This is a genomic window from Paenibacillus sp. 102 (assembly GCF_039549175.1).
GTDB lineage: Bacteria > Bacillota > Bacilli > Bacillales > Bacillaceae_G > Bacillus_A.
In genome coordinates, this window is record NZ_JBCGHT010000004.1 from 286363 (window position 1) to 310486 (window position 24124).

Annotated in this window: 23 protein-coding genes and 2 pseudogenes; 9 read left to right on the top strand and 16 right to left on the bottom strand. The window is 34.1% G+C overall.

The genetic code is table 11. The features are described 5' to 3' along the window. Positions 1-83: 83 nt before the first annotated feature. Positions 84-365, bottom strand: coding sequence for a hypothetical protein (locus AAIE21_RS13640; RefSeq protein ID WP_343267269.1), 282 nt, complete (start codon positions 363-365; stop codon positions 84-86). 125 nt (positions 366-490) lie between these two features. Further along, positions 491-1165 (bottom strand): annotated as a pseudogene (locus AAIE21_RS13645) (VOC family protein). Positions 1166-1308: 143 nt separating this feature from the next. Between AAIE21_RS13645 and AAIE21_RS13650 the strand changes: the two are divergent. Next, positions 1309-2289: a ketoacyl-ACP synthase III gene (locus AAIE21_RS13650; protein ID WP_343267270.1), complete on the top strand. Its 981-nt coding sequence runs from the start codon at positions 1309-1311 to the stop codon at positions 2287-2289. Between the two features lie 85 nt (positions 2290-2374). Continuing rightward, a complete protein-coding gene (locus AAIE21_RS13655; protein WP_343267271.1) occupies positions 2375-3412 on the top strand; it encodes a serine hydrolase domain-containing protein in 1038 nt (345 codons plus the stop codon). A gap of 82 nt (positions 3413-3494) precedes the next feature. Here AAIE21_RS13655 and AAIE21_RS13660 read toward each other — a convergent pair whose 3' ends face one another. The 4 genes from AAIE21_RS13660 to yeiL form a co-directional block, all read right to left on the bottom strand. Further along, complete coding sequence (locus tag AAIE21_RS13660) at positions 3495-3860, bottom strand: DUF4180 domain-containing protein (RefSeq protein ID WP_336452401.1); 366 nt, start codon at positions 3858-3860, stop codon at positions 3495-3497. A 50-nt stretch (positions 3861-3910) separates the two neighbouring features. Beyond that, complete coding sequence (locus AAIE21_RS13665) at positions 3911-4159, bottom strand: hypothetical protein (protein ID WP_000666954.1); 249 nt, start codon at positions 4157-4159, stop codon at positions 3911-3913. A gap of 296 nt (positions 4160-4455) precedes the next feature. Then, complete coding sequence (locus tag AAIE21_RS13670; RefSeq protein ID WP_343267272.1) at positions 4456-5508, bottom strand: flavin-containing monooxygenase; 1053 nt, start codon at positions 5506-5508, stop codon at positions 4456-4458. Positions 5509-5726: 218 nt separating this feature from the next. Next, positions 5727-6419, bottom strand: coding sequence for a transcriptional regulator YeiL (yeiL, locus tag AAIE21_RS13675; protein WP_343267274.1), 693 nt, complete (start codon positions 6417-6419; stop codon positions 5727-5729). A 128-nt stretch (positions 6420-6547) separates the two neighbouring features. Here yeiL and AAIE21_RS13680 point away from each other — a divergent pair, with 128 nt between their 5' ends. After that, positions 6548-6970 (top strand): DMT family transporter, encoded by a 423-nt coding sequence (locus AAIE21_RS13680; RefSeq protein ID WP_343267275.1) that lies wholly within the window; start codon positions 6548-6550, stop codon positions 6968-6970. Positions 6971-6984: 14 nt separating this feature from the next. Then, complete coding sequence (locus AAIE21_RS13685; protein ID WP_343267276.1) at positions 6985-7449, top strand: DMT family transporter; 465 nt, start codon at positions 6985-6987, stop codon at positions 7447-7449. A gap of 81 nt (positions 7450-7530) precedes the next feature. Here AAIE21_RS13685 and AAIE21_RS13690 read toward each other — a convergent pair whose 3' ends face one another. After that, on the bottom strand, positions 7531-8763 hold the full coding sequence (locus tag AAIE21_RS13690) for an MFS transporter (RefSeq protein WP_343267277.1): 1233 nt from the start codon (positions 8761-8763) through the stop codon (positions 7531-7533). Between the two features lie 16 nt (positions 8764-8779). Next, positions 8780-9280: pseudogene (locus AAIE21_RS29610) on the bottom strand (GNAT family N-acetyltransferase). Between the two features lie 125 nt (positions 9281-9405). Between AAIE21_RS29610 and AAIE21_RS13705 the strand changes: the two are divergent. Further along, complete coding sequence (locus AAIE21_RS13705; protein WP_343267280.1) at positions 9406-10557, top strand: ArsR/SmtB family transcription factor; 1152 nt, start codon at positions 9406-9408, stop codon at positions 10555-10557. Positions 10558-10621: 64 nt separating this feature from the next. Here AAIE21_RS13705 and AAIE21_RS13710 read toward each other — a convergent pair whose 3' ends face one another. The 4 genes from AAIE21_RS13710 to pdxR all read right to left on the bottom strand — a co-directional run bounded on the left by AAIE21_RS13710 (position 10622) and on the right by pdxR (position 15151). After that, complete coding sequence (locus AAIE21_RS13710) at positions 10622-11029, bottom strand: NUDIX hydrolase (protein WP_343267281.1); 408 nt, start codon at positions 11027-11029, stop codon at positions 10622-10624. 205 nt (positions 11030-11234) lie between these two features. Then, positions 11235-12449, bottom strand: a complete 1215-nt coding sequence (locus AAIE21_RS13715; RefSeq protein WP_343267282.1) for an aspartate aminotransferase family protein — start codon at positions 12447-12449, stop codon at positions 11235-11237. 333 nt (positions 12450-12782) lie between these two features. Then, complete coding sequence (locus AAIE21_RS13720) at positions 12783-13697, bottom strand: D-alanine--D-alanine ligase (RefSeq protein ID WP_343267283.1); 915 nt, start codon at positions 13695-13697, stop codon at positions 12783-12785. Beyond that, a complete protein-coding gene (pdxR, locus tag AAIE21_RS13725) occupies positions 13694-15151 on the bottom strand; it encodes a MocR-like pyridoxine biosynthesis transcription factor PdxR (protein ID WP_343267284.1) in 1458 nt (485 codons plus the stop codon). Before pdxR ends, AAIE21_RS13720 begins: the two co-directional genes overlap by 4 nt. Before the next feature lie 574 nt (positions 15152-15725). Here pdxR and AAIE21_RS13730 point away from each other — a divergent pair. The 3 genes from AAIE21_RS13730 (at position 15726) to AAIE21_RS13740 (ending at position 18563) form a co-directional block, all read left to right on the top strand. After that, entirely contained in the window at positions 15726-16433 is a 708-nt protein-coding gene (locus tag AAIE21_RS13730) for a DNA alkylation repair protein (protein WP_343267285.1), read from the top strand. Between the two features lie 222 nt (positions 16434-16655). Beyond that, positions 16656-17264 (top strand): TetR/AcrR family transcriptional regulator, encoded by a 609-nt coding sequence (locus AAIE21_RS13735; protein WP_343267286.1) that lies wholly within the window; start codon positions 16656-16658, stop codon positions 17262-17264. A gap of 12 nt (positions 17265-17276) precedes the next feature. Then, the gene (locus tag AAIE21_RS13740) at positions 17277-18563 is read left to right on the top strand and encodes an MFS transporter (protein ID WP_343267287.1); all 1287 of its coding nucleotides are present in this window, start codon (positions 17277-17279) and stop codon (positions 18561-18563) included. A 789-nt stretch (positions 18564-19352) separates the two neighbouring features. On the opposite strand, the gene AAIE21_RS13745 is transcribed toward AAIE21_RS13740, so the two are convergent. After that, positions 19353-20807, bottom strand: a complete 1455-nt coding sequence (locus AAIE21_RS13745) for a DHA2 family efflux MFS transporter permease subunit (RefSeq protein ID WP_343267288.1) — start codon at positions 20805-20807, stop codon at positions 19353-19355. A gap of 173 nt (positions 20808-20980) precedes the next feature. Here AAIE21_RS13745 and AAIE21_RS13750 point away from each other — a divergent pair, with 173 nt between their 5' ends. Then, on the top strand, positions 20981-21529 hold the full coding sequence (locus tag AAIE21_RS13750; protein ID WP_343267289.1) for a TetR/AcrR family transcriptional regulator: 549 nt from the start codon (positions 20981-20983) through the stop codon (positions 21527-21529). 588 nt (positions 21530-22117) lie between these two features. On the opposite strand, the gene AAIE21_RS13755 is transcribed toward AAIE21_RS13750, so the two are convergent. The 3 genes from AAIE21_RS13755 to AAIE21_RS13765 form a co-directional block, all read right to left on the bottom strand. Then, positions 22118-22840 carry an SDR family NAD(P)-dependent oxidoreductase gene (locus tag AAIE21_RS13755; protein ID WP_343267290.1) on the bottom strand — a complete coding sequence of 241 codons (723 nt, stop codon included), beginning with the start codon at positions 22838-22840 and terminating at the stop codon, positions 22118-22120. Positions 22841-22890: 50 nt separating this feature from the next. Then, positions 22891-23262 (bottom strand): hypothetical protein, encoded by a 372-nt coding sequence (locus AAIE21_RS13760; protein ID WP_343267291.1) that lies wholly within the window; start codon positions 23260-23262, stop codon positions 22891-22893. A gap of 104 nt (positions 23263-23366) precedes the next feature. Then, complete coding sequence (locus AAIE21_RS13765) at positions 23367-24119, bottom strand: hypothetical protein (RefSeq protein WP_343267292.1); 753 nt, start codon at positions 24117-24119, stop codon at positions 23367-23369. Positions 24120-24124: the final 5 nt, after the last annotated feature.

Below are 24124 nucleotides of genomic sequence, written 5' to 3' on the forward strand. Positions count from 1 at the left end.
CAAATTTGCATATGCCTATCTTTTTTCTGATTCCCATTCACTTAAGTGTAATGGCATATTAAGTTATGACTCTGTTTATGTGGTTATAAAGTATCCACATATTCCTTCGCTTCCAGCAACGAATAACCAAATGCTTCGCGTGCTTTCTTAATTGCTGTGATTGTTTTTCCATCTCTCACAAGCTGCCTTAATTCATGATTAATTTCAGGTTCTACTTCTCTAATTCCCATTTCCTTTGTGATTAACTCTAATCTCGTTTCTATACGCTTTAGTCGAACGTCAGTTCTTTTTTCCGTACTTTTTATCTTTTCCCCAATATAAATGATACCAAAAACAACTATTGGGAGTATCATCAAAAAATCCATATTCTCATCTCCTTATCATCTATGTATTCCGCATCAATTCTCTTAATTTAAATTTTACCATAAAATGTATTTCGTTCATAATATCGTTATTGTATTCATACGAAGGAGAGCATTTCCCACAGCCTTTATGTCCTAATAGATATGTTACATACTCCTTGTCTATTTATCTCAATTTGTTTTTCATGATCAATCTCTATCATTAACGGATGAACTTCTGCATCTAACTCTGAGAAAAACCACCGACGCCCTGATGGCCCTAATAATAAGTAGACTCCTTTTTCTCCCATAAACTGAAAACCATCACGTAACGCTTCCCTGTCTCTCACTAAAATCCCATATTATACCAATTAGTTCCCTACTGCGAGAACTTGATCTGTCGTCAAACTCATTTCACTTACATTTAATATAGAATGAACCGAAAAAGGCTCATTACTGTCTGGAGATATAGTATGCCTAGAGATAAACTCTACAATATTCCCTGAAGGGTCCATAAAATAGAACGAATGTGCATTCAATCGTGAAAAATATACTTCATCCTCTCCATCTTCTATATTTAAAACGACCTTACTTTTTGCCCATTTTTTTGCTTCAGAAAACTGATTGGACGGTATATTGAAAGCAAAATGATAAAAAGGTTTGGTATTCGAATTACTTTTTCGAAATTCTAATTCACTCTCTCCTACTTGAATGCTAAAACTCACTTCACTACTATGTAATAACTGAAAACCCAATGTATGTAAATAGAATTCTTGCATTTCTTCTAATGCTTGAATGTATAGAATCACTTTATTTATCAACATCATAAACCCCTCCTTCTATTCTAACTCTATATTCAAATCATATAATTAATAACTTAATTTTACAAATAATTGAATTAATAAGAAATTTCACCTATAATTAGAACCAAGTATTAAAACTTAGTGATAAAATAGGAGGTATTGGTATGAAATCAAAAGCACGAATTACAGCTGTTGGAACTTATGTACCCGAGAAAGTTCTATCAAATGAAGATTTATCAAATTTTGTTGAAACGACAGATGAATGGATTGTGCAACGAACCGGTATGCATGAGAGAAGAATCACTTCCTCTGATGAGTTTTCTACAACCTTATGTATTCGAGCTGTTCAAAATTTAATCGATCGATTCCAGGTATCTATTGATGACGTTGATTTAATTATTGTCGCAACTGCTACACCTGATTACATGTTCCCAAATACCGCAAGTCAAGTTCAGGCCCATTTTGAAATACCTCATACGGGAGCAATTGATTTAAGTGCAGCTTGTGCTGGGTTTGTGTATGGACTAATTGTTGCCAACGGTCTTATTACTTCAGGGACTAACAAAAAGATACTTGTGATTGGCGCTGAAACCCTTTCAAAAATCACAGATTATAGCGACCGTACTACTTGCATCCTTTTCGGAGACGGCGCTGGTGCAGCTCTTGTAGAATATGATGAAAAGAACCCTAGTTTTTTAGGAACTCATATGGGATCTAAAGGTTCTGGCGGAATCAACTTATACCAAACTGCCTTATCCAAAACCATGAATGGAACTCCATTACAAGACACCCCTTACCTTGTGCAAAACGGACGAGCGGTTTACAAATGGGCTGTAAACACAGTTCCGCAAGGCGTACAACAATTACTAGAAAAAAATCATTTAGATGTAACAGATGTTGATTGGTTTATTCCGCATAGCGTTAATTTAAGAATGATTGAATCCATTTGTGAACGAACTGGCATTTCTCTCGATAACACACTCATGAGTTTACAATATTGTGGAAACACTTCGGCTGCTTCCATTCCGTTAGCACTTGATATCGGATTAAAGGATGGAAAAATCAAGAATGGTGATACTTTACTTTTATACGGATTTGGCGGAGGACTTGTACATGCGGGACTCATTTTAAAATGGAATATATAACAGAAAGGCTGATGTCTTATTACATCAGCCTTTTTTATTCCTTATATTGTATAATGGACGTAATACTAAAAAGGAGAGTAATCATATGGCACTAGCAACATTACATATATATGAAAGAATGAAGGAATATTCTGTAACTGGACTAAGCTTAGCTATGATTCGTGACGGAAAATTAGAACACATTGAAAGCTTTGGCTCACTAGAATCGGGGACAGCTAGAGAAGTGAACATAAATTCTATTTTCAACGCTTGTTCCATAAGTAAATTCCTTACAGCGATGCTCGTATTGAAATTAACAGACCAAGGAATACTAGATTTAGATGATGATGTAAATAATAGGCTTACCTCATGGAAAGTTCCTGAAAATCAATTTACTTTTGATAAAAAAATTACATTACGAAATCTATTAAGTCATCAATCAGGAATTATAGATCCACCTGAAAGCTTTGATATATATCATTCTGCAAAAGGTAACCCTACCATTCTTCAAATTCTTCAAGGTCACACATCTTATTGCCCAGTCCCAATTGAAATTCAACATGAACCAGAAAGTATCTTTCACTATTCAGATGCTGGATTTTGTATTATAGAACAACTCATAGAAGACGTTACTGGAGAACCTTTTGATCTATTATTACAAAAATTCATATTTAAACCTTTACATATGAATAATAGTACACTAGACTTTCCTAAGCAAACGATCACTAATAATCGTTTCGCTTGTGGTCACGATAAAAACGGACATGTGGTAGATGGAAAGTATCCATCTTATCCATATTCAGCTGCTGCAGGAGTTTGGTCAAATCCATCCGATTTAGCCGCTTTAGTAATAGAAATCATCCATTCTTTACAAGACAATAGTAAACTCGGTCTTTCCTCAAAAATAACAGAAGAAATGATTTCTCCACAAGGTTGTTCAAGGTGGACTGGATTAGGTGTATTTCTGGACAACCCAAATGAAGAAATAGAAATTTCGTCACTTGGCTGGGGCGTTGGATTTCAATGCATGATGGTTGCATATCCTTATAGAGGTACTGGCGCTGTCATTATGACGAATTCAGATTTAGGTGTTCATCAAAATGAAGGAATGATTGGAGAGATTGTTAACTTATTAGGACTATAAAAAATTTGGTGAAAAGATTATAATAAAAAAGCTAGCAAAAGACTAGCTTTTTTCATTCTGACAAGTATAGCAAGATCTAATACTACACAGCGTGCAGAGCATTCAAAGCGGATTCTTCATCTGTTAAAAAGAATACTGCCTTTCCTTTATTGCATTCATATATAAAATCCGCTAGACTTTTACTATTATATACACTAAAGTCCCCAACAATAGCCAATTTCACTCCATAGTTCATATATTTTTGCAATATTTCACCCGCTAGACGAGTTCTTAAGTTGAAAAATTCCTCTGTAATATTTATTTTGTGAATTAATATTTTTTGGCAATCATGCTCATAATTGATGGATGCCATTAAGTCTAATGCCCCTTGTACATCCTCTATTACGATATCAGTACTTTCTATAATAGCAACTTTAGAATTTTCTTTTTCATGAACACGTATTTTCATTCATATCCCCACCTAACATTTTCTATCAAATTACCATTCCGATTTTTTCTTTATATAATATTTTTAGCTACGATTTTCAAGTGCTCAGGCGCAATAATCTCTTTTATACTTTCTTGAAAGTCCTCATAAAGCATTTCCTCAAGGTGCTCAAGTGATACTTCAAGAGGTGTACACTCTAAACTGTCAATGTTTAATAAAGAATAATGTTCTTTTTTCTTTATTACTAAATATTGATTTTCTTCTGTTATAAGTAAGGAACCTAATCGAACTCCCAGTAAACGCCGATCATCGAATTTCACATTGTATCCCTCGCTTTATTCATAGATATACTACAGAAACCTTTTTACATAATTAACCAAATATATATTTGCTATAAATCTATCACATATCACTCCAAAAGAATACATCTTATTCTCTAAAGTACTCTTAACTCTCCATATATTTCGGTATAAAAAACTTTCTCAACATATAGAGATCACTTTTTTGTTTTCGGAATTGTCAGAATACGATATAATAAATGTAATCAAGTTTGACCTCTCCTAATTGATGTACATATATTTTGATCGGTACAATTTGTTACCGATCCTTTTTTTGTTTATGAAAGTTCCTCCCCTTCCCTTTCAATTATTGAAAATACAAATTCTGCATCTCGTCCCACCCCGCAAAGAAGCGCGGACCCTCTTTGATGCTGCCAAGGTAATCCAATATAGTATAACCCTTGCACCCCACTTACCCCTCTAGTATGAATCGGTAGTCCTGCTTGATTCAATGCTCCTTTCACTTCAATCCACTCATAATTTGGTATGAACCCTGTGGACCATACTACATTCTGAATATGGCATGTACTACTATCTGAAAAAACTACTTTATCCTGTAATGTACTTATGACTTTTGGTTTTACTGTTATCCCCCCATTACGGATGAGCTCCTTACATTCAAAACCAAATATAGGATCCTTCCGTTTCTGAAACCATCTTCCTCGCCTTGTATCAGTTCCAGCATATAATAGTCCTATTTTCTCAAGCCAGGCAAACATACTTTTCCCCATTATTGTAAGTGGTAAAAATGTAAAAGGGCGAGTTGTCGCAATCATAACCTCGCGAGACTCTGCAAGTTCTGTTGCAATTTGTGTACCAGAGTTCCCCCCTCCAACGACAAGAACTGGCCCTTCAGGAATTTGTTTTGGTGATTGATATTGTGAAGAATGGATTTGAAAAATATCATTTGAGAAGTTTTGAGACATGGAAGGAATGAAAGGCCTCTGAAAAGCACCTGATGCGATAATAACTCGTTTCGATTGTAAAATCTCTTTCGGGGTATAGACTTCAAACTCGTTTCCTTTTTTTCTAATTTTTAAAACATCCATATTTAACCTCACCGGTATAGAAAAATGTTTCGCATACGCTTCTAAATAATTTGCAATTTCATCTTTACTAGGAAATTTATTTTGATTTCCATTTAAATTCATCCCTGGTAATGCACAGTAGCCTCTTGGCGTAAACAATTGTAAAGAATCGTATCGATTTCTCCATGAATCTCCAATTCTTTTTTCTCCATCTAATAATACAAACTTATAATTTCCTTGCCGTAAATAATACCCCATAGCTAACCCTGCTTGACCAGCTCCTACTATAATTACATCTAACATTTTTTATCCCCTCGTTTCATCACTCGAAACATATGAACACTTGTTCATATGTTCATATGTTTTATTCCATCATATCCATTTTTTTTTTACAAATCAAGGAAAACACTTCTCTTTCTAGTCAATATGTCAACGTAAAAAAAGCACCATTTTAGTGATAAGAAATTTTCACATATCACTAAAATGGTGCTTTTGAAATTTAAAATAAATTCACACTTAGTTTATTTATAAACATCCGCCCCAAGCTCTTTTAAAAAATCTAAATTTATCACTTCAAAATACCCCTTATTCTTTCTTATTATACTTTTATCACAAAGAGTATTTAATGTACGTAATAAGTGCCTATAGCTTGTTCCTAATAATTCCGATGTTTCCGTTAAATTCCCATTAAATATAATTTTTTGTTCGTTATAAGTAAGTCGTTCTCCAGTCGCAAGAATGTAACTCGCTAATCTATTCTCAAGAGGATATAGTAAATTAATCGTGCTGTTTTTAGAAAGTCTATTTAACTTCTGAGATAAAGAGCCACAAATATACCGTAAAAAAGTCGCATCCTGAAGTAACCTTTCTCTCACCTTTTCTAAAGGGATTCCAATGCAATAAGAGTCCGCCATCACTTGTACATTGGAGGCTGTTTTTTGCGAGTGGATTAATTCAACATCTCCCAATACTTGCAAGCTATCATAAAAACATAACAAGACAGATTTTCCATTACTTAATGTGTTATAAGCCTTTGCTTTTCCTTCAACAAAGAAATACAGATAGTGAATATCTTCATTCTCCTTACAAATATGTTCATTCTTTTTAAAGAGTAATAATTCCATATATGATTTCATGTCATTACTAAAAAACGATTCCATATTATTCTGCTTCACAAACTCATCTAACTTATATGAATTACGTATTTTCTTCATACATCCCCCACCCTTATAACTCATTTTCATTATAAAGAAAATTTCTTCCTTTCACTATGACATATGTCATAGTAGCTCACGATTTAATCATGATACATTACATGTAAATTTATAAGGGGGAAACGTCATTGTATAATTTACTCTCAATTATTATAGGTGCTCTTATCGCCATTATGATTCCTTTAAATGGGATCTTATCTGAAATCACAGGTAACTATATGTCTAGTGTCCTAATTCATATTGTCGGGTTAGTTGCCATTATCATTGTTTTACTCGCTAGTAAATCTAAGCTTCGTATGCAAAAAGGGATACCACTTTATCTTTATAGCGCAGGAGCCATTGGTGTATTTACTGTACTGTTTAGTAACATCAGCTTCACAACGCTTGGCGTCTCTATCACAATTGCATTAAGTTTACTTGGGCAATCCGTTTCTTCTATTATTATCGATCATTTCGGCTTATTAGGTATGAAAGTCGTGAAATTTGAAAAGAAGAAAATGTTTGGATTACTTCTGATTTCTTCGGGAATTGTTGTAATGACTATTTTTTAATGGAGGATGGAACTATGTTATATATTTGTATTGCCATTTTAGCCGGAATTTCTATTGTAGTTGCAAGAATTATTAATGCTAACTTAGCAGCCAAAATTGGAATTTTCCAAGGAACATTTTTCAACTACATTACAGGGCTGTTTTTTTCTTTCTTATTTTTACTCTTTAGCAATGAATCTCTTCACGTATCAACTGCAACATTGCACTCCATACCATTTGTAGTATATTTAGGAGGGTTAGTCGGTGTTATTGTAATCGTTTTATCAAACTATATTACTCCTAAAATCTCATCTTTCTATTTAACGTTATTAATTTTTGTAGGACAATTGTTTATGGGAGTTTTGATTGATTTTTTCAATTCAGGCGATGTGTCTATTGGTAAAATAATTGGTGGGTTTTTAGTGTTACTTGGACTTACTTATAATTTAATGCTAGATAAGACTTACGAACCTGTGAAAAATAGTCGAGTGCAACTCTAACAACATTTTAAAAATAGTAAAGGAATAAAGCCGCTCGCTTACATTGGATTTATTCCTTTTTTGTACGAATACCTCCTTTGTTCAACCCATTAGATTTACTTCTTTTTTCACAGATTGCCTTCTAAAAACAAGGAATTTCAATGCAATAGACATAATCACCATTCCGATTCCACAAATGATAAAAATAACATGTATAGAAATAAATATAGACAAAATTCCAAATACAAAAAGAGAGATTGTATCTGCTAAGTAAAGCAAAACTGCATTAAAGCTGAATCCTCGCCCTAACATATCTTTTGGAACGAGTTTTTGTAATATATATACCCTTGTTAATCCCGCTAATGGCAAACCAATTCCTACTATCAATACTCCAACGAAATAAAACGGAATGTTAAATGTAAATCCAAGTAATAGAATTCCAATCCCCCAAATGATAGAAGCAATTGTATAAATAGTTAGATTTAAATTTTTCCATATAAAAGGAATCATCATATTTGTAACAATTACCACACATCCAAAGAACCCTTGAATGACGCTATAAATTTCTTTACTTTCTCTTGTGAACTCTCCCAAAGATAATAATAGCCCGACTTTCCACACCCATGTATTCAGGAAAACCATTGTAAATGTAAGAAGAAATAAAAACGTGATTTGTCTATTCGTTTGCATCCAACGCCAAAATTCATGTAATGAGAGAGATACTTCCTTTACATGTTTTCTTTTTGTAGCCACCACGTCTTCTGTTACATTCATTTGAATAAGAAAAAGAGTACTTATAAAATATGTAATCGCATCAATTGTAAAAAAGTGAATAACACCGACGGTCTTCATTAGTGGTATGGAGAAAAATGGGCTAAGGACAGTAATCCCTCTCGTTATTGAATCATATAAACTATTCGTTATATTTCGTTGTTCCGTGGGGATTATCATTGGTAATAGCGCCCGGTGTGCCGGGTTAAAGAAACAACCGCAACATTGAATCAAAAAACTTATGATAATCATATACGTGTAGGTTAAAACATCGAAGTAATAGCAGAAGACAAGAGGTAAAATGAGAGGAATACGGATTATATCAATCATAATGAGTAATTTCTTTTTCTGCACCCAATCGGCTATAACACCGCCCACTAGTCCAAACAATAGATAAGGAACTGTTGTCGCAATAACCATTCCAGTTGTATACAATTCCGATCCCGTTAAATCATAGACCAGAAACACGAATGCTAAACCCGTTAATATATCCCCTAAGCTAGAAACTCCTCCTCCTAATAGGTAACACATTACATTTTTATTTTTTAAAATCGTTTTATACAACAGACTCTCCTCTTTCCTATTGTCTTCCGAAAGACATGTATGAAATATCTCTACGATAGCGAATTGTCAAATCTACCTCAATTTGTTGCACAAAACCTCTTGCTTCGTAAAAAGGAATTCCTTTTTGATTCCCCTTCATTACAGAAACCCATTGCTCTATTGCTCCTTGTTCAATTTGCCTTTCTGTAATTGCATGTAAAAGCATTGTTCCAATTCCTTCTCCTCTTCTACTAGGGTTTAAATACAGCACAAAAAGTTCTCAGGCTTCTTCACTTATCATCCCGCCTCCACCAGCGCCAACTACTTCCCCATTTTTCAAAGCAACATACCAGCCATCCCATCCTTGCATCGGCGAAGTGATTTCTTTGTAAATCCGTTCAAATTGATAGAACTCTTCAATTACCGCATCGATATATTCTTTTTCTCTTAAATCCACATATGTATCACGCCAACCCTTTGAGCACACTTTAGAAATCCCTTCCACATGACAAACCAAAGCTTTTTCAATTTGAATCATTTTTTATCCCCTCCAAAAAGAATAAATTGCATAAGTTGATATAAATTCTGAATTGTCGTAAAATTATACTAACATTCAAATATCGAATATGTAAATATAAAATATTTATTTTTTCGGAGGTTTCTATGAAAAAAGAATTTCTTACAACCACTTACCCAAAAGCAAATATTAATATCGCTACATCTATCGGAATAAATATATCTACAAATATACTGCTAGTTGATTACCAAAAATTTAGTAGTACAATGACTTCTCCCTGGATAAGAGAGACTGTACCTAAGCTATCTCAAACATTCTATGAAACATTACTTACTTTGCGCTCCGTATTTGCTCACGGTGCACTACTAAGAGAATTTATTGTAAAAAAATTAGATTTAGCTGATTCTACGCATATAGAATGGGCATCTTTCATGTCTTGGTGGGAAAGTCTGTCTAGTAAAGCAATCGAAGAATTAATTACATATGCAATTATTGAAAATATAAATTATTACCACGCAAATCTCCCAAATGACAAAAGAATAGATCAACTATTACATGGCATTCAACTTGATGAAGAAAGTTTATCTCATATATCCACAAGAAAAATTGTTTTAACTGCGGTTTTAAAAAGCTGGGGAATCACATCTACTGAAGAAAAAGTATCCTTTTTTCTAGATGCAAATGAAGTGAAAATAAATATAATTACCTTGCTAGAGGAATTTTGGAAATCAGCCTTTGAACCTGTATGGCTTAATTATTCGGATACTTTGCAGCAAGAAACTACGCGATTACAATCTATTTCTACCTATACATGCAAAACAAATGATGAAATTGTTTTTTTGATAACCGGATTATATCCTGACAGTTCATGGATTGAAACGATTCGTTCTTCCAAAAACATTATTTTTATCCCAACAATGCATATGGGGAGTTTCTTATCTATTTTTGAAGTTGATGAGGTACTTTATATTTTATTTGAACCCAAATCAGCACCTAAACAACAAAATGATGAGTCCAATACTCCGTTGAATATCGATGAAATCACCCCTGCTGTTACTGCTTTAGGAGATCCAGCACGCTTAACAATATTAACGGTACTTGCTAATCATCAAGAATTATTTGCCCAAGAAATTATTAATGAGACTGGATTGCACCAAAGTACGGTATCTCGGCACTTATCTCTGTTGGAATCTGGAAATCTTCTGCATGTGAGAAAGGAAGGGAAAACAAAATATTATTCTATTAATAAAACCACAATTAAAAAAACGATTACTTTTTTAAATCATATAAAACGGTAATTAAAAATAGAGAAAGTTATGCTTTCTCTATTTTTAATTACCCTATATTCCCCACTACTATAAATTAAAACGCTACAAAAAAAGGTTGCTCTTTTTCATCTAAACTTTTTACGATTCTCTCTTTGAAATTTGACCATATAACCATCTGTAAAGCCTCTTCCACCGTAAAGAATCCGACTTCTAAACTCTCACTACTTGTTTCTAACTTACCACCTATAGGTTTTGCTAGCCAACAAGTCGCACAAACACCTGAACTTAAATTTTGATATATACCACAGAACCTCGTCACATGAATATCAATTCCTGTTTCTTCTTTCACTTCTCTTATAGCAGCATCTTGAATGGATTCCCCTTCTTCCACCTGCCCACCTGGCTGCTCCCAGCCTCTACGCGGGCCACGAATTAACAGGATCTTCCCTTCATCGTTTACAACTACTACCCCCGCTGAAACATAATGTTTTGGATTACTCATATGAACACCTTCTCTTCATTCATTCGTACTTGCCAGAGTATCAAGTTGTAAATTTGCTGTTGATTTAGAGTGTGTGAAAAAAGATGAACCAAAACACCCTATTCTTCTGTTCAATACCTATAAATACCCTTTAACTATAATAATAGCTAAAGGGATATAACAGTACGACTTTATTCAAACGTCACAATCGTAAATAGAAGAACAATTAGCTTATCAATGCAACTGATTTTGAGATACAAGAAGTAAATTGATACATAAATTCATCGATTTCTTCTTTTGAAATAATATAAGGCGGGAGTAAACGAATAACATTCCCTTGCGTAACATCAACTAACATTCCTTTATCCAATAATTCTAATTGTAGTTTTTTTACATTTTCATTCGTATCATGAATACTAATTCCAAACATCATCCCACAATGACGTACTTCTTTAATGAGATAAGGGTTTTCCTCCTGAATTTCTTGAAGTTTAGTATTTAAATACAGTGACATTTCATAAGACTTTTCCATTAAACCATCGTCAATTAATGTTTTTAATACAGCTAAACCTAAAGCTGTACCAATCGGTGAATGTGCAAATGTCGTTCCATGATCGCCTGGTGAGAATATATCATAAAGTCGTGAACCTACTATTATCCCTCCTAACGGTGTACCACCACCTGCTCCTTTACCGAATTGAATAATGTCTGGCGTAATATCAAAATGCTGATAAGCAAACAATTTTCCCGTTCTCCCTATACCACTTTGTACCTCATCAACAATAAATAACAAATTATATCGTCTACAAAGCTCTTCCACACCTTTTACATACTCACCCGACAAAGGGTATACCCCGCCGCTTCCTAACACTGGCTCTAGCATAATAGCAATTGGATTTTCCTTGCGTATCGTTCTTTCTAATTCCTCTAAATTCTCTCGTTCCACCTCATATACAGGAATAGACGTACGAGGAAAATTCTGATATACATTTTCTTGCCTTGTAAAGTGAAGAGCACCTAATGTACGTCCATGAAAACTTTCTTTGAGTACAATTACTCCATCACGTTCTTGGTTTGTTATATGTCTGTACTTGTGGATTAATTTTAAGGTTGCCTCAGTAGCCTCCGTACCAGAGTTTGTATAAAAAACTTTCCCATCCTTTAAAGAATAATCGACTAATTTTTTTGCGTATTCAATAGCAACTGGATTTAAAAAATGAAAAGGAAGATGCAAGCATCTTTTAACTTGTTCAAAGGTGGCTTTTATAATATTAGGATGATTATAGCCTAATATATTCACTCCTACACCAGAAAATAAATCAAGATATTCTTTACCATTCACATCATAAAGTTTACAACCTTCTCCCCTTTCTATAGCAACTGGCGTACGGGGATACGTAGACATTACATATTCTTGATCTAATTGAAACCAATCGGTCATTCATGATTCCTCCTAGGTGTAATCACATTATCTTTACATTTTTTCACATTTCCCAACACGAAATTTAGATACAACTCCTGAATTGACTACACCATCATCCGATTTACATATTGGAAAAAATGTTTGAGTATGGAACTTTTGTTTACTACCTTTTTCAATAGTTTTATATTTCGCGAATGATAGAAGAAAACGAGATATTTTTTGTTCATACAACTATCATAAGCTTCGTGTATTCCATATAGACTCGAATGAACCAAGTAATTAGAAACAGATTTCGATTTGTCATAATTATAAGATTTTTAACTAGATTCCAATACTACATTTCATGTGCTATTAGAAACCTTCGCTTCTTCTAACCCGTAAGGAGGTTTCAATAATGGTATCCAATAGCTTGTTATAGGAGATTCCTGCCGCATGAGCGCTTTTAGGTAGTAAGCTATTCTTTGTCATCCCTGGCAATGTATTCACTTCCATCACATACGGGATTCCATCTTTTATCATCATATCCACTCTCGCATAAACACTACATTTTAATGTTCTATAGCATGCCATTGCAGCTTCAGCAACACGTTCATATGTTGCAGGCGGAAGTTCTACAACCTCTTCAATCGTAGCGATATCATCGTATTTCGCATGATAATCAAAAAATTCAGCCGTATGTTGAATCGAAATGATTGGTAAAAGCTCTCCGTCCAAAATAGAACATGTAATTTCTTCGCCCTTTATATATTTTTCAATCACTACTTCAGCATCCCATTTGAATACATCTTCAAGAGAGGAAAGTAAAGAATCCTTATCATATACAATCTTTACCCCTACACTGGAACCACCTGAATTTGGTTTTACCACTAACGGATACCCCATTTTATCTATTTCATCAAGCTGAAGCTCTTCCCTATTTGAAAGATGCATCCAATCTGGTGTTTGAATCCCCTCATAACGAATCATTTTTTTGGAAATATTTTTATCCATACAAATACCGCTTGATAGCATCCCGCTTCCGGTATATGGAACCCCCAGAGTTTCCAGTGTCCCCTGAATCGTACCGTCCTCCCCATATTCTCCATGAAGTGCTAACAATGCAATATCAAGATTATTTCCCTTTTCAACAAGCTCTTTTTTATTATTTAATGTAATAGGTACTATTTCATACTTACTCTTATCCAAATGCGCAATCATTTCTTCCCCCGTCATGAGGGACACTTGTTTTTCAGAGGACACGCCTCCCATAATAACGCCAACTCTCATTTTTCCAACTCCTCATATTCATTTTTTAAAGTATCACCGATTATCTTAATTCCATTGAGAATATCTTCTTCTTTTAACCGAGAGAATCCTAATCGAAACGTATTGCTTCCCCCTCCATTCGTGTAAAAGACATCTCCAGGAGAAAAAACAACTCCCTTTTCATAACATTTTTTCAAAAGTATACGTGAATGTATTCCTTCTTCTAACTCTATAAAAAGATGCAGTCCGCCATCACCAGTCATTCTTTTAAATGGAATGTATTGATTACAAGAATGAAGTGCTAGTTCATATTTCCCCTTATAAATTGACTTGGCTTTTTTCAAATATTTTTCAAAATAGCCATCATGTAAATATTGATAAAGTACTGCCTGATCCAATGTGGACGTATGAATATTACGTGCCCTTTTCATACTTTCCAAGTAGTGGATTAATTTCTTATCCGCTAAAATCCAACCGACACGTAAGCCCGGAAAAAGAACTTTTGAAAAACTGCTAATATAGATAACATTGTTCCCGGGTCCGGAAAACGTCATTAACGGCGCTAAATGTGAACCTGAATATCGTAATTCCTCATTAAAACCATCCTCGACAATTGGAATTTGATATTTTGAAAATAGGTTCATAATTTCAGACCTTTTTTCAGAGGAGGTGACAATCCCGGTAGGGTTATGGTAGGAAGGAATTAAATATGCAAAATCAAAATCTTTTTCAGACAAACTTTTCTCAACTTGACAAATATCAATACCATCATCCTTCATCTCTATCCCATGGATTTCATATCCATGTAATCGAAAAAGCTTTAATGCAGTATGATGGGTAGGGTTTTCGCAAATAATACGTCCTGATTTTTTAGCTAAGGAAGACAATAAAATATCCAGCCCCTCAGTGAAGCCATTCGTGATGAGAATATCTTTATTGGAAATGTCTACTCCTTTCATTTCCATATAGTGAAGAAGGTAATGAATTAAGGATCTATAACCTTTGGCATATCCATAGTTTAAAATGATATCTCCTTCATTAGATAACCTCGTCAAAAAAGCCCTTTTAAAATTTTCGACATCAAAAAGTTTTTCATCCGGGGCAATGCTATTGAATGAAATCATACCTTTTTCCCAACGAATACCGTGCTTCATTAAATCCAATTCATCAGCTTGCAAAGTCATCTCATTGAGCTTTTTTTTCCAGTTGAGTTCAATAGATGGTGTTTTGGATGCATCGACTTTCCCTACAAAATTTCCTTTTCCCTTTATTGCATAGATTAGACCTTCTTGTTCTAAATCTGCGTAAGTAGTGAGAACGGTCGTTCTGCTAACCGATAATAATTTACTTAATTCTCGGGTAGATGGGAGCTTCTGATGCTCCAATAGTTGGCCTTTCGTAATCATTTTTTTTAAATGATCCTTTAATTGGATATAAACTGGACGATTGTCTACAAACTTAAAATCATTAAACAATTTCTCGCCCTCCTTACTTTCATTTTCACATAATTACATCTATCTCAAAAGGTCCACCACATATGTATTTTCTTTAACTAGTGGTATGGTTTAAAACACCATTCAGACAGCTTTTTTACAAACATCATGAGTTTATTTTACATCTAATTTATAATAGGAAACCCTACATCTCATTTTAAGAGCCATTGAACATCCTAAGCAAGCCTTAGTTGAAGCTATTCGAGTAATGAAACAAACAGGGTTTCCCGAGAAACATTTTTGGGCGTACAAAGAAATATACGAGTTCATACAGAAATAAGGACAATTCTTAGAAAACATACTTAATAAAACAAATATGTATTTATACTTATATAAAATAATGTGTTATGTGTAAAATGACAAAAAAGTTGTTTAAAAAAATGCGAGCCATTCTATTCAACAATCGGGCCGAATTGTTGAGGAATTATAGACAGTAAACATCCTACTTGAATAAGATTAATGGTAAAATTGAGAAGCATAGAAGACTGGATAAAGAATACAAACTAGTTGGTTACAATTAAAAGGATTTTAATATTAAGGAAGGAAGTGCAAAACTATGGATTTCGAAACAGTTATGCAGGAGCTTGAAGCCCTCGGTAAGGAACGAACGAAAAAAATATACATATCCAATGGTGCACACGAGCCGCTTTTTGGCGTAGCTACAGGTGCTATGAAACCAATCGCAAAGAAAATAAAAATAAATCAACATTTAGCTGAAGAGCTTTATTCCACAGGTAACTACGATGCAATGTACTTTGCAGGCATTATCGCAAACCCAAAAGCTATGAGTGAGTCGGATTTTGATCGTTGGATGGATGAGGCGTATTTTTATATGCTATCCGATTATGTGGTGGCAGTAACTTTATCAGAGTCAGATTTTGCACAAGACGTTGCTGATAAATGGATTGTAAGCGGTGACGAGCTGAGAATGTCAGCGGGCTGGAGTTGCTACTGCTGGCTTTTAGGGAATCGCCTAGACAATGAATTTTCCGAAAGCAAGATTTCCAATATGCTTGAAATTGTGAAAAATACGATTCATGATTCGCCAGAACGAACGAAATCTGCTATGAATAATTTTCTATACACCGTAGGGATTTCATATGTGCCGCTACATGAAAAGGCAGTCGAGACCGCAAAGGAAGTAGGTACAGTAGAAGTGAAACGGGAAAAGAAAAAAAGCAGTTTTCTAAATGCTTACGAAAGTATTCATAAAGAAATTGAGAGAGGAAGGCTTGGTTTCAAACGTAAATATGTAAGATGTTAAAAATTAGCTTAGTATCGGGGGTGTTGATCCAAGAAAGATTGACACTCTTTTTGTTGAATAGTGGAATAACAACTTTTGAAATAAATTTATTCGTTTATGAAGTTCGAATATAATTAACTGTAAAAATATGAAAATATATTCCTTCATCATATTGACAATGGAAATAAATTGAAATAAAATTTGATTGATTAATCAATCATTTATTATGAAAGGAGTATCTAAATGAAACCTAGACTTACTAATGATGAAAAAAAGAAAAGAAAAAGATCTACTATCCTAAACGCTGCAATTAAATTATATAGTGAGAATGGTTTTGCAGAGACAACAGTTGCCGAAATAGCAAAAGAATCAGGAGTTAGCTTTGGTACCGTATTTACGTATTTTGATTCAAAAGAAGCACTTTATGAATCAGCGATTTTGGAGCCATTGGAGGAAATCAAACCATATTTTATTGAGATAGAAGAACACTTTAAAGGTGAGCCTCTTGAAGTTGTGAAAGAAATGATAGATTGCCATGTACAACTCTTTTCAATGAGAAGTGAATACCTACGTTTAATCCAGCAGGTTCTTGCGAGACCTGATCGATTTCCAAAGCTTTTTAAAGAACTAAACGATTTCGTAAATGTATTTATAGACTGTATTCATCCGGTTATTGAAGCAGGACAAAGGCTGGGTTACTTTTATGAAGACTCACCTTCATTAATTGCTGAGTCGTACTTATCCATCTTAAACGGAATGCGTTTAACGTTTATTGATGAATATACAAACTTGATGTGGAAAGATATAACGATACAAGCCCTGAGATTATTTGGACCTATCTCTAATAAATAAGGAGTGATTTATATGAAATTGAGAGATATCCATCCCAACATCAAGCTTCGCCTGGCCATGCAATTTCTAGGCAGCCTTATTTCCATGGCCGTTATACCTTTTCTGGCAATCTATTTTTCTCAGAAAATCGGAACTACTGAAACGGGGATTATTCTTATAATAATTGTGATTAGTGGGGTTATTGGAGGTTTTATCGGGGGGCATGTCTCAGACAAAATAGGTCGGAGAAAAATAATGATTTATTCTGAACTCGGTATATTGCTTTCGTACCTGTTTATAGCACTTTGCAATTCCCCTTGGTTTAACCTTCCTTATATTTCCGCAGCATGCTTTATCATCAATATGTTTTGTGGAGGAATGTTTCAGCCAGCAGCACAAGCTATGATCATTGATGTTACAAACTTTGAATCGAGAAAGCTTGTATTTACAATTAGCTACTGGTTGGGAAATTTATCAACTGCTATTGGAGGAATCATTGGAGCATTTCTTTTTAAAAACCACTTGTTTGAGTTATTTATTGGGATTTCACTTATCTCTTTGTTATCTGTACTCATGACCGTATTCTTCATCACAGAAACCTATACACCGGAACCTTCATCTAAGTCTTCTAATTATAAGAAAAAATTTTCACCAATAGAGATGTTTCAAACCTATTCAACCGTTTTAAAAGATAAGCTATTTATGTTTTATATTTTCGGAGCGATCTTGATCTTTTCCTTGGAACAGTCTTTAACAAACTATATTGGGATTCGTCTTGAAAAAGATATACCCCATCATTCAGCTTCATTGTTTGGAATAGATTTCATGATTGATGGCACAAAGATGCTGGGTTTTCTCCGAACAGAGAATACAATTCTTGTAGTTCTCCTATCAAGTGTTGTATTATTCCTATTTAAAAAGTGGAGTGATCGCTGGACTCTAGTCACAGGAATGTTGATCTTTTCTATATGTTTTAGTGTTTTTGCTTTTACAAATAGCGTGTTGTTTCTTTTTATTGCCATGTTTATTGGAACAATTGGTGAACTGATGTATGTTCCTATTAAACAGGCGATGATAGGGGAACTTGCACCATCTAACGCTCGTAGCACCTATATGGCTTTTAATAGCTTGACTTTCTACGGAGCAATGATTGTATCTTCGTTGTTGATCATCGTTGGAGAGTGGATTCGCCCCATATATATGGGGGGATTGCTTCTTACTCTAGGATTAACTGGTACATTTTTGTACTACATTATAACAAAAATGTTAGACTCTAAAGTTAGTGAAAAGAGTGAAAGAAAAGTACCTGCTTCTTATTAAAGGGTTCTTTCCCCACTAATACATGAAAAAACTAACTAGAAAACGATTTTCCGCAATCGAGCACTATTAAGTGAAAAACTTATCTTAAGGAGGAGATATAAATGAAGAATGTTATGATGATGCTATCGGACCAAAGCATTATAAGAAATTTAAGTTCCCTCATATGTCCATCGCTACCTTAGAAGCTAAACACCATCCTTACTTAGAAAATCAAGAAGAATTTAAGAATGTAATTCGCAATTTTGTACTGAATATACCTCTTCTAAAAGCAACTGAATGTTAGTAAAAAGTGATTTCTGAACATGAAAGACCCATGCAAGAAATCCTAACATGCTTATGACCCCTACAAAAAAATGATAATAAACGTTTTCAAAGGCTGGCATTTCTCTTTGACAATAATCACACCAGGTTGCCCGAAGATTAATTGTGATGCCATCTTTGAAAAATAACAAAGCATATCTGAGAAACCTCAGATATGCTTTCATTTTAAATACGATAAAGTGAAACTTTAATCAGTGGGGGTTTCTTCATCCCCCACTGATTATTAGTTGAACGAATCGGACTTTTACGGACAGTTTATCTCCCACCTACCTTCTTTAGAAAAGCGGAAGCGGCTCGTTCAAAATCGTAGGACGTTGAAGCTCCCGACAGAGAGGCGCTTTTTACCTCGTCCGAGGGAGCGAAACGGCTGGAGATTTTAGCCGCTAGAGCTGGACATTGCTTTCGTCGAATTTTGAGGTGGGAGTATTACTGCCCGTTAATGCGGGATAAATAATAATGTTAATGACTTTAGTTATGTGACTCACCTTCACATTTTTGAATTGCTACTTCTTTAGGCATTAAACATGCAAAAATTAATGCCACAAAAGATAAGAATAACATAAATACATAGGCATCACTTGAGCTAAAGATAGAAGACTGTTTCGCTAGTTGCATAGCTGAAATATTTCCATTTTCTATAGATAACTCCGAAGCATGAGAAGTTGCTTGAATTGTATACACCGTGATGACAACTGCGGTTCCAATAGCACCTGCTAATTGGCGAATGGTATTATTTACTGCTGAACCATGCGAACCCAATTCTCTTGGTAAAGCATTCAAACCTGCTGTATTTAAAGGCATCGAAATGAAACTTAATCCAATTCGTAAAATAATGGTACGAACCATTACATACATATAAGTTGTCGATTCAGTCAAATCAATTACACCCCACATCGAAATAATGATAAATACTAGACCTGTAATAAAAAGTGGTTTCGCCCCATATTTATCATACATTTTACCTGTGACAGGTGATAAGAAGGCATTAATCACAGCTCCAGGTAATAGAAGTAGACCTGATTCAAACGCGGTAAAACCTCGCCCATTTTGCAAGTAAATTGGTAAAAGAATTAAATCTGCGTACATAATCATCGTAATGAGCACGTTAATGACTGATGTAAGAGTGAAAATTTTATACTTAAATACGGATAAATTTAACAACGGATCCTTAGACTTTATTTGACGCAAACAGAATAGAGTTGTAACAATTATTCCGATGATAATTGTTGTAATAACAACTGGATGAGCCCACCCTTTGCTTCCTGCGCTACTAAATCCAAATAAAATACAACCAAAACCAATCGTCGATAATATGACACTTATGATATCTAACTTTGTTTTTGTTGTGTCTGCAACATTCATTAAATATTTAAGCGCAAGAATAATTACGATTAATACAAATGGAGCCAATCCAATAAATAGCCATCTCCATGATACATATTCAATGATAAAACCAGATAATGTTGGAGCGATGGCTGGTGCAAAAATTATGGCAAAGCCGATGGTTCCCATAATACTTCCACGCTTTTCACTTGGATACAAATATAAAATAACCGTCATCATGAGTGGCATAATAATTCCTGCCCCCATTGCTTGAATCATTCTTCCTGTTAACAGCATGCTAAAGTTCATGGCACAGGCACATAGCACAGTCCCCATGAATAAAAAGAGCATCGAGCTAATAAACAGCTGCCTTGTTGTAAAACGTTTCATTAAAAATGCTGTAATCGGTACTAGAACACCGTTTACGAGCATAAAACCTGTTGATAACCATTGTATAGTTGCAGCTCTAACGTCAAATACTTCCATTAAATTACTCATTGCTACATTTAATAGTGTCTGATTTAATGTTGATAAGAAACAGCCCGCAATTAAGACAATTAATATGACTTTTTTATTTCTTTCTGATATTTCCTTTTGCATGAATAAACTCCTTCATTCTCACCTTGAATTATCGACATCGTGTCGATAAAATTAATGGTAACAAAATATATTTTCTTTGACCATGAACAGTTTTTTTGAAAATGTTCACTACTCGACATAGAGAGTATGCAATGTCGAGTAAGTCAAGGAAAAATCTATAAAGGGGTTTAAAAATGTCTACACCTAAAAAAGAAGATCCTCGTACAGTTCGTTCAAGGGGAATGTTCAAAAATGCTGTTTTTTCTCTCTTATGTGAGAATCCTAGTATTTCTAGTTTAACAGTTCAGAAAGTCGCAACTAAAGCAGGATTAAATCGGACAACATTTTACTTACATTATCAAGATATTCAACATCTACTAGACCAAATTACTAATGAGATTTTAAATGAGCTTTCTAATAAAATTGTTGATTTAATACACGAAAAAGATTTATCAGAAAAACAAAAGCTAACACAATTGCTTGATTATTTATATACCCACCGAAGTTATTTATTTGTTTTATTTAAAATGAATCAATTTGAAGAGCAATTGTTTTTATTTTTAAAGGAATTAATAGAAACGAGAAGAGAGAATACTAAAAAGGAGTTACCTGATAATTATGTTGCAGTTGATATAAAAACCGCTTCATTAGTAGGTATCATAATGTGGTGGATAAGGAATGGACTACACTTTAGTTCAGATTATATTGCAAATCAAATTTATTTCATGTACAAAGGTCAATAAATCTAAATCATTCATCAATATCATTAGTATATATTTGGAATAAAATTTGATTAGAAATCACTCTTAAATCTTAATTTAGTGCATATAAAATGCCGTTGGTTTGAATAAAGATTGATCAAAACAGTGGCTTCCTTCTATTTTTTGGATGTTCCTTGTTCAACTAAAGCACACGTTAATTCAAAAAAAGTGTACCTTTCAGCAAAAAGCCAAAAGATACACTTTTGTGTGTAGTATTTTTCTTAATTGGTCATGCGTAAGCCTTTTATACGGTTGTTTGCTTATACTCTACGAATCATTTTTTGTTTTTCCATCTTAAATTATATAATTGATTGTTACTTGCAATCCAAAAAGGAGTTCGAATGAACGCAAAATGAGGTAATATCTTATAATTTAATTCATTTATTTTCTCATCGAATATACTAATCATGTAATCCCTTTCCTCGGAATTAACATTTATATCCTACGATTGGTTTAAAGTTATTTTCCATTATTCATTTTGAAAAAAGATTGAGCACGATACGATCTGTATTTCGTATTGAACGCATTAATTTTTATAATATACTAAAAAACCACTTGTAAACTATACAATCATGCATTTAAATCTGTTATAGCAGGAATATTAATTTCCTTTACACATGAAACAGGCGATAAATTCATAACGCATTGGACAATGGCTACAATATCTTGTACAGGAATACGTGTCCCTCCATACAACATAATTGCCTTTTCTGCCCCTTCTTCATACGGTATTTCAGCAGCAAGCTCTCCTGGATTAATACATGTTACAGAAATCTTGTCTTTTCTCACATGCTCACGCAAAGCATTTGTAATACCACGTAAGCCAAATTTAGATGTGACAAACGAAACTTGCGCATTATTCGTATGATCTAATCCTGCGGTGGAACCAATTAAAATAATTTTTCCGTTTTTCGCCTGTCTTACATTAGGTAAAAGCGCCTGTATATAAGTAATAGTGGAAGTTAAATTAATATTGATTAAGTTCGAAATATCTTCAACTTCATCCTTATCAAACGTATAGTCATCTTCGAAACCACGCTTTTCCCATACTCCGACATTATAAATTAATACATCAATAGCAATGTCTTTTAACGTTTCTTTTAAAGAAGGAATTTGTTGTTGACTAGATAAATCGATTGCGAGCCATTTACGATTTACTCCATCATTTATATCTAAACTACTTGGTCGTGTGCGTGACACCATCCATACTGTATCCCCCTTGGTAGGTAAGCCTTTTACAAATGCATCGCCTAACCCTTGACTTGCTCCAAATATAATAAAGTTCTTCCTCATCCTATCACCCCTTCTTAACAACTAAAGTAATCCTGTATAAGAGCACTCAACTACTTGTATGTCATTTCAAAACTCTCTTTCTTTCCATCCCATTCGATTGTAACAAGAAACGCTTCTTCCTTATCGTGCACTGCACAACCTGAACATGATGATTTTAATTGAATCGTTCCTCGATTAATGAATCCTGTTCCTTCTTGATTGCCACTGTTACTTTCAACTTTCCATTTTACTTCATTAACTTTTTCTTTATCTTTTCCTTTGTAAGTAATCGTACCTTCTCCAAACTCACTCGTATCTGTTTGTGAAATAATATATTTTCCTTTCCAATGCTTACTTTCTCCAACATATGAATAGGTGCGATCACAACCACTTAACAGAAAAAAACATATCATTATACTGAGCACACTAATGAATTTCTTCATAACTTCCCCCTTTTCAAGATTTCATTAAGATATTGCATCTCCATAAATCAATAAAAAAGGTGTGGTTATATTATTTGCTCTCTCCTACTTATTTCGCATTGGTATTATAAGGTCTTTTTTACATTTTCATTTATCCATCCCCGCATCATCTGTAATTCTTCATTTGAAACACTTCCTTCCCCATATCTCACTTTCTCATAAATTGGAATAATATCATTACTTTTGTGAATACGAGAAAACCATTGTTGAACCGTTTCTTGAAACCTTCTCTTTTCAAATTTTGGTAAAGTTAGTTCCCATTTGATTAGCATTGCTCTTACTTCTTCATCTGGAAATATGAAACTGTCTTGCTTTTCTTGTTCTACATTCCCCTCAACTTTTCGTATTTCTTTTTGTTTCAAATCGATATGATGAATCTCCTGCTTCTTATTCCGCATACGGCGAAAGATAAAAAATACGATTAACATCACGAAAAAAAGGATGCCAATTTGTATAAATATATTTTCAGTGTTAAATCCTAGAAACTCTTCGCCACCAATTGGCACTTTTCTATCTCGAGGGATTCCTTTGAAGTCCCCTTTCTTATAATATCCATCTTTATCAAAATCTGGTGAATCTTCAAATTCATATAATACCCCTGAATCCTCCCCTGGTTCAATCGGCGTTCCTTCTCCCATGGGTTTCCATTTTCTTGATGTTAGCGGTTCACCACCCTCTCCTATCTTTGATTGAGAAGAATCTATTACCTGTTCCTTTGCGAAAAAAGCGCCTTTCGTTATTCCAATTGCTAATATAGAGCAAAGACCAATAGCTAGGAAACAAAATATAACACGCGATCCCCATTTCAATTTATTCACCGTTC

What these genes read in the sequence shown, in the direction of transcription:
- AAIE21_RS13640 (WP_343267269.1), bottom strand. Translation starts at nt 365, where the DNA reads ATGGATTTTTTGATGATACTCCCAATAGTTGTTTTTGGTATCATTTAT.
- AAIE21_RS13650 (WP_343267270.1), top strand. Translation starts at nt 1,309, where the DNA reads ATGAAATCAAAAGCACGAATTACAGCTGTTGGAACTTATGTACCCGAG.
- AAIE21_RS13655 (WP_343267271.1), top strand. Translation starts at nt 2,375, where the DNA reads ATGGCACTAGCAACATTACATATATATGAAAGAATGAAGGAATATTCT.
- AAIE21_RS13660 (WP_336452401.1), bottom strand. Translation starts at nt 3,860, where the DNA reads ATGAAAATACGTGTTCATGAAAAAGAAAATTCTAAAGTTGCTATTATA.
- AAIE21_RS13670 (WP_343267272.1), bottom strand. Translation starts at nt 5,508, where the DNA reads ATGTTAGATGTAATTATAGTAGGAGCTGGTCAAGCAGGGTTAGCTATG.
- yeiL (WP_343267274.1), bottom strand. Translation starts at nt 6,419, where the DNA reads ATGAAGAAAATACGTAATTCATATAAGTTAGATGAGTTTGTGAAGCAG.
- AAIE21_RS13685 (WP_343267276.1), top strand. Translation starts at nt 6,985, where the DNA reads ATGTTATATATTTGTATTGCCATTTTAGCCGGAATTTCTATTGTAGTT.
- AAIE21_RS13705 (WP_343267280.1), top strand. Translation starts at nt 9,406, where the DNA reads ATGAAAAAAGAATTTCTTACAACCACTTACCCAAAAGCAAATATTAAT.
- AAIE21_RS13710 (WP_343267281.1), bottom strand. Translation starts at nt 11,029, where the DNA reads ATGAGTAATCCAAAACATTATGTTTCAGCGGGGGTAGTAGTTGTAAAC.
- AAIE21_RS13715 (WP_343267282.1), bottom strand. Translation starts at nt 12,449, where the DNA reads ATGACCGATTGGTTTCAATTAGATCAAGAATATGTAATGTCTACGTAT.
- AAIE21_RS13720 (WP_343267283.1), bottom strand. Translation starts at nt 13,697, where the DNA reads ATGAGAGTTGGCGTTATTATGGGAGGCGTGTCCTCTGAAAAACAAGTG.
- AAIE21_RS13730 (WP_343267285.1), top strand. Translation starts at nt 15,726, where the DNA reads ATGGATTTCGAAACAGTTATGCAGGAGCTTGAAGCCCTCGGTAAGGAA.
- AAIE21_RS13735 (WP_343267286.1), top strand. Translation starts at nt 16,656, where the DNA reads ATGAAACCTAGACTTACTAATGATGAAAAAAAGAAAAGAAAAAGATCT.
- AAIE21_RS13740 (WP_343267287.1), top strand. Translation starts at nt 17,277, where the DNA reads ATGAAATTGAGAGATATCCATCCCAACATCAAGCTTCGCCTGGCCATG.
- AAIE21_RS13745 (WP_343267288.1), bottom strand. Translation starts at nt 20,807, where the DNA reads ATGCAAAAGGAAATATCAGAAAGAAATAAAAAAGTCATATTAATTGTC.
- AAIE21_RS13750 (WP_343267289.1), top strand. Translation starts at nt 20,981, where the DNA reads ATGTCTACACCTAAAAAAGAAGATCCTCGTACAGTTCGTTCAAGGGGA.
- AAIE21_RS13755 (WP_343267290.1), bottom strand. Translation starts at nt 22,840, where the DNA reads ATGAGGAAGAACTTTATTATATTTGGAGCAAGTCAAGGGTTAGGCGAT.
- AAIE21_RS13760 (WP_343267291.1), bottom strand. Translation starts at nt 23,262, where the DNA reads ATGAAGAAATTCATTAGTGTGCTCAGTATAATGATATGTTTTTTTCTG.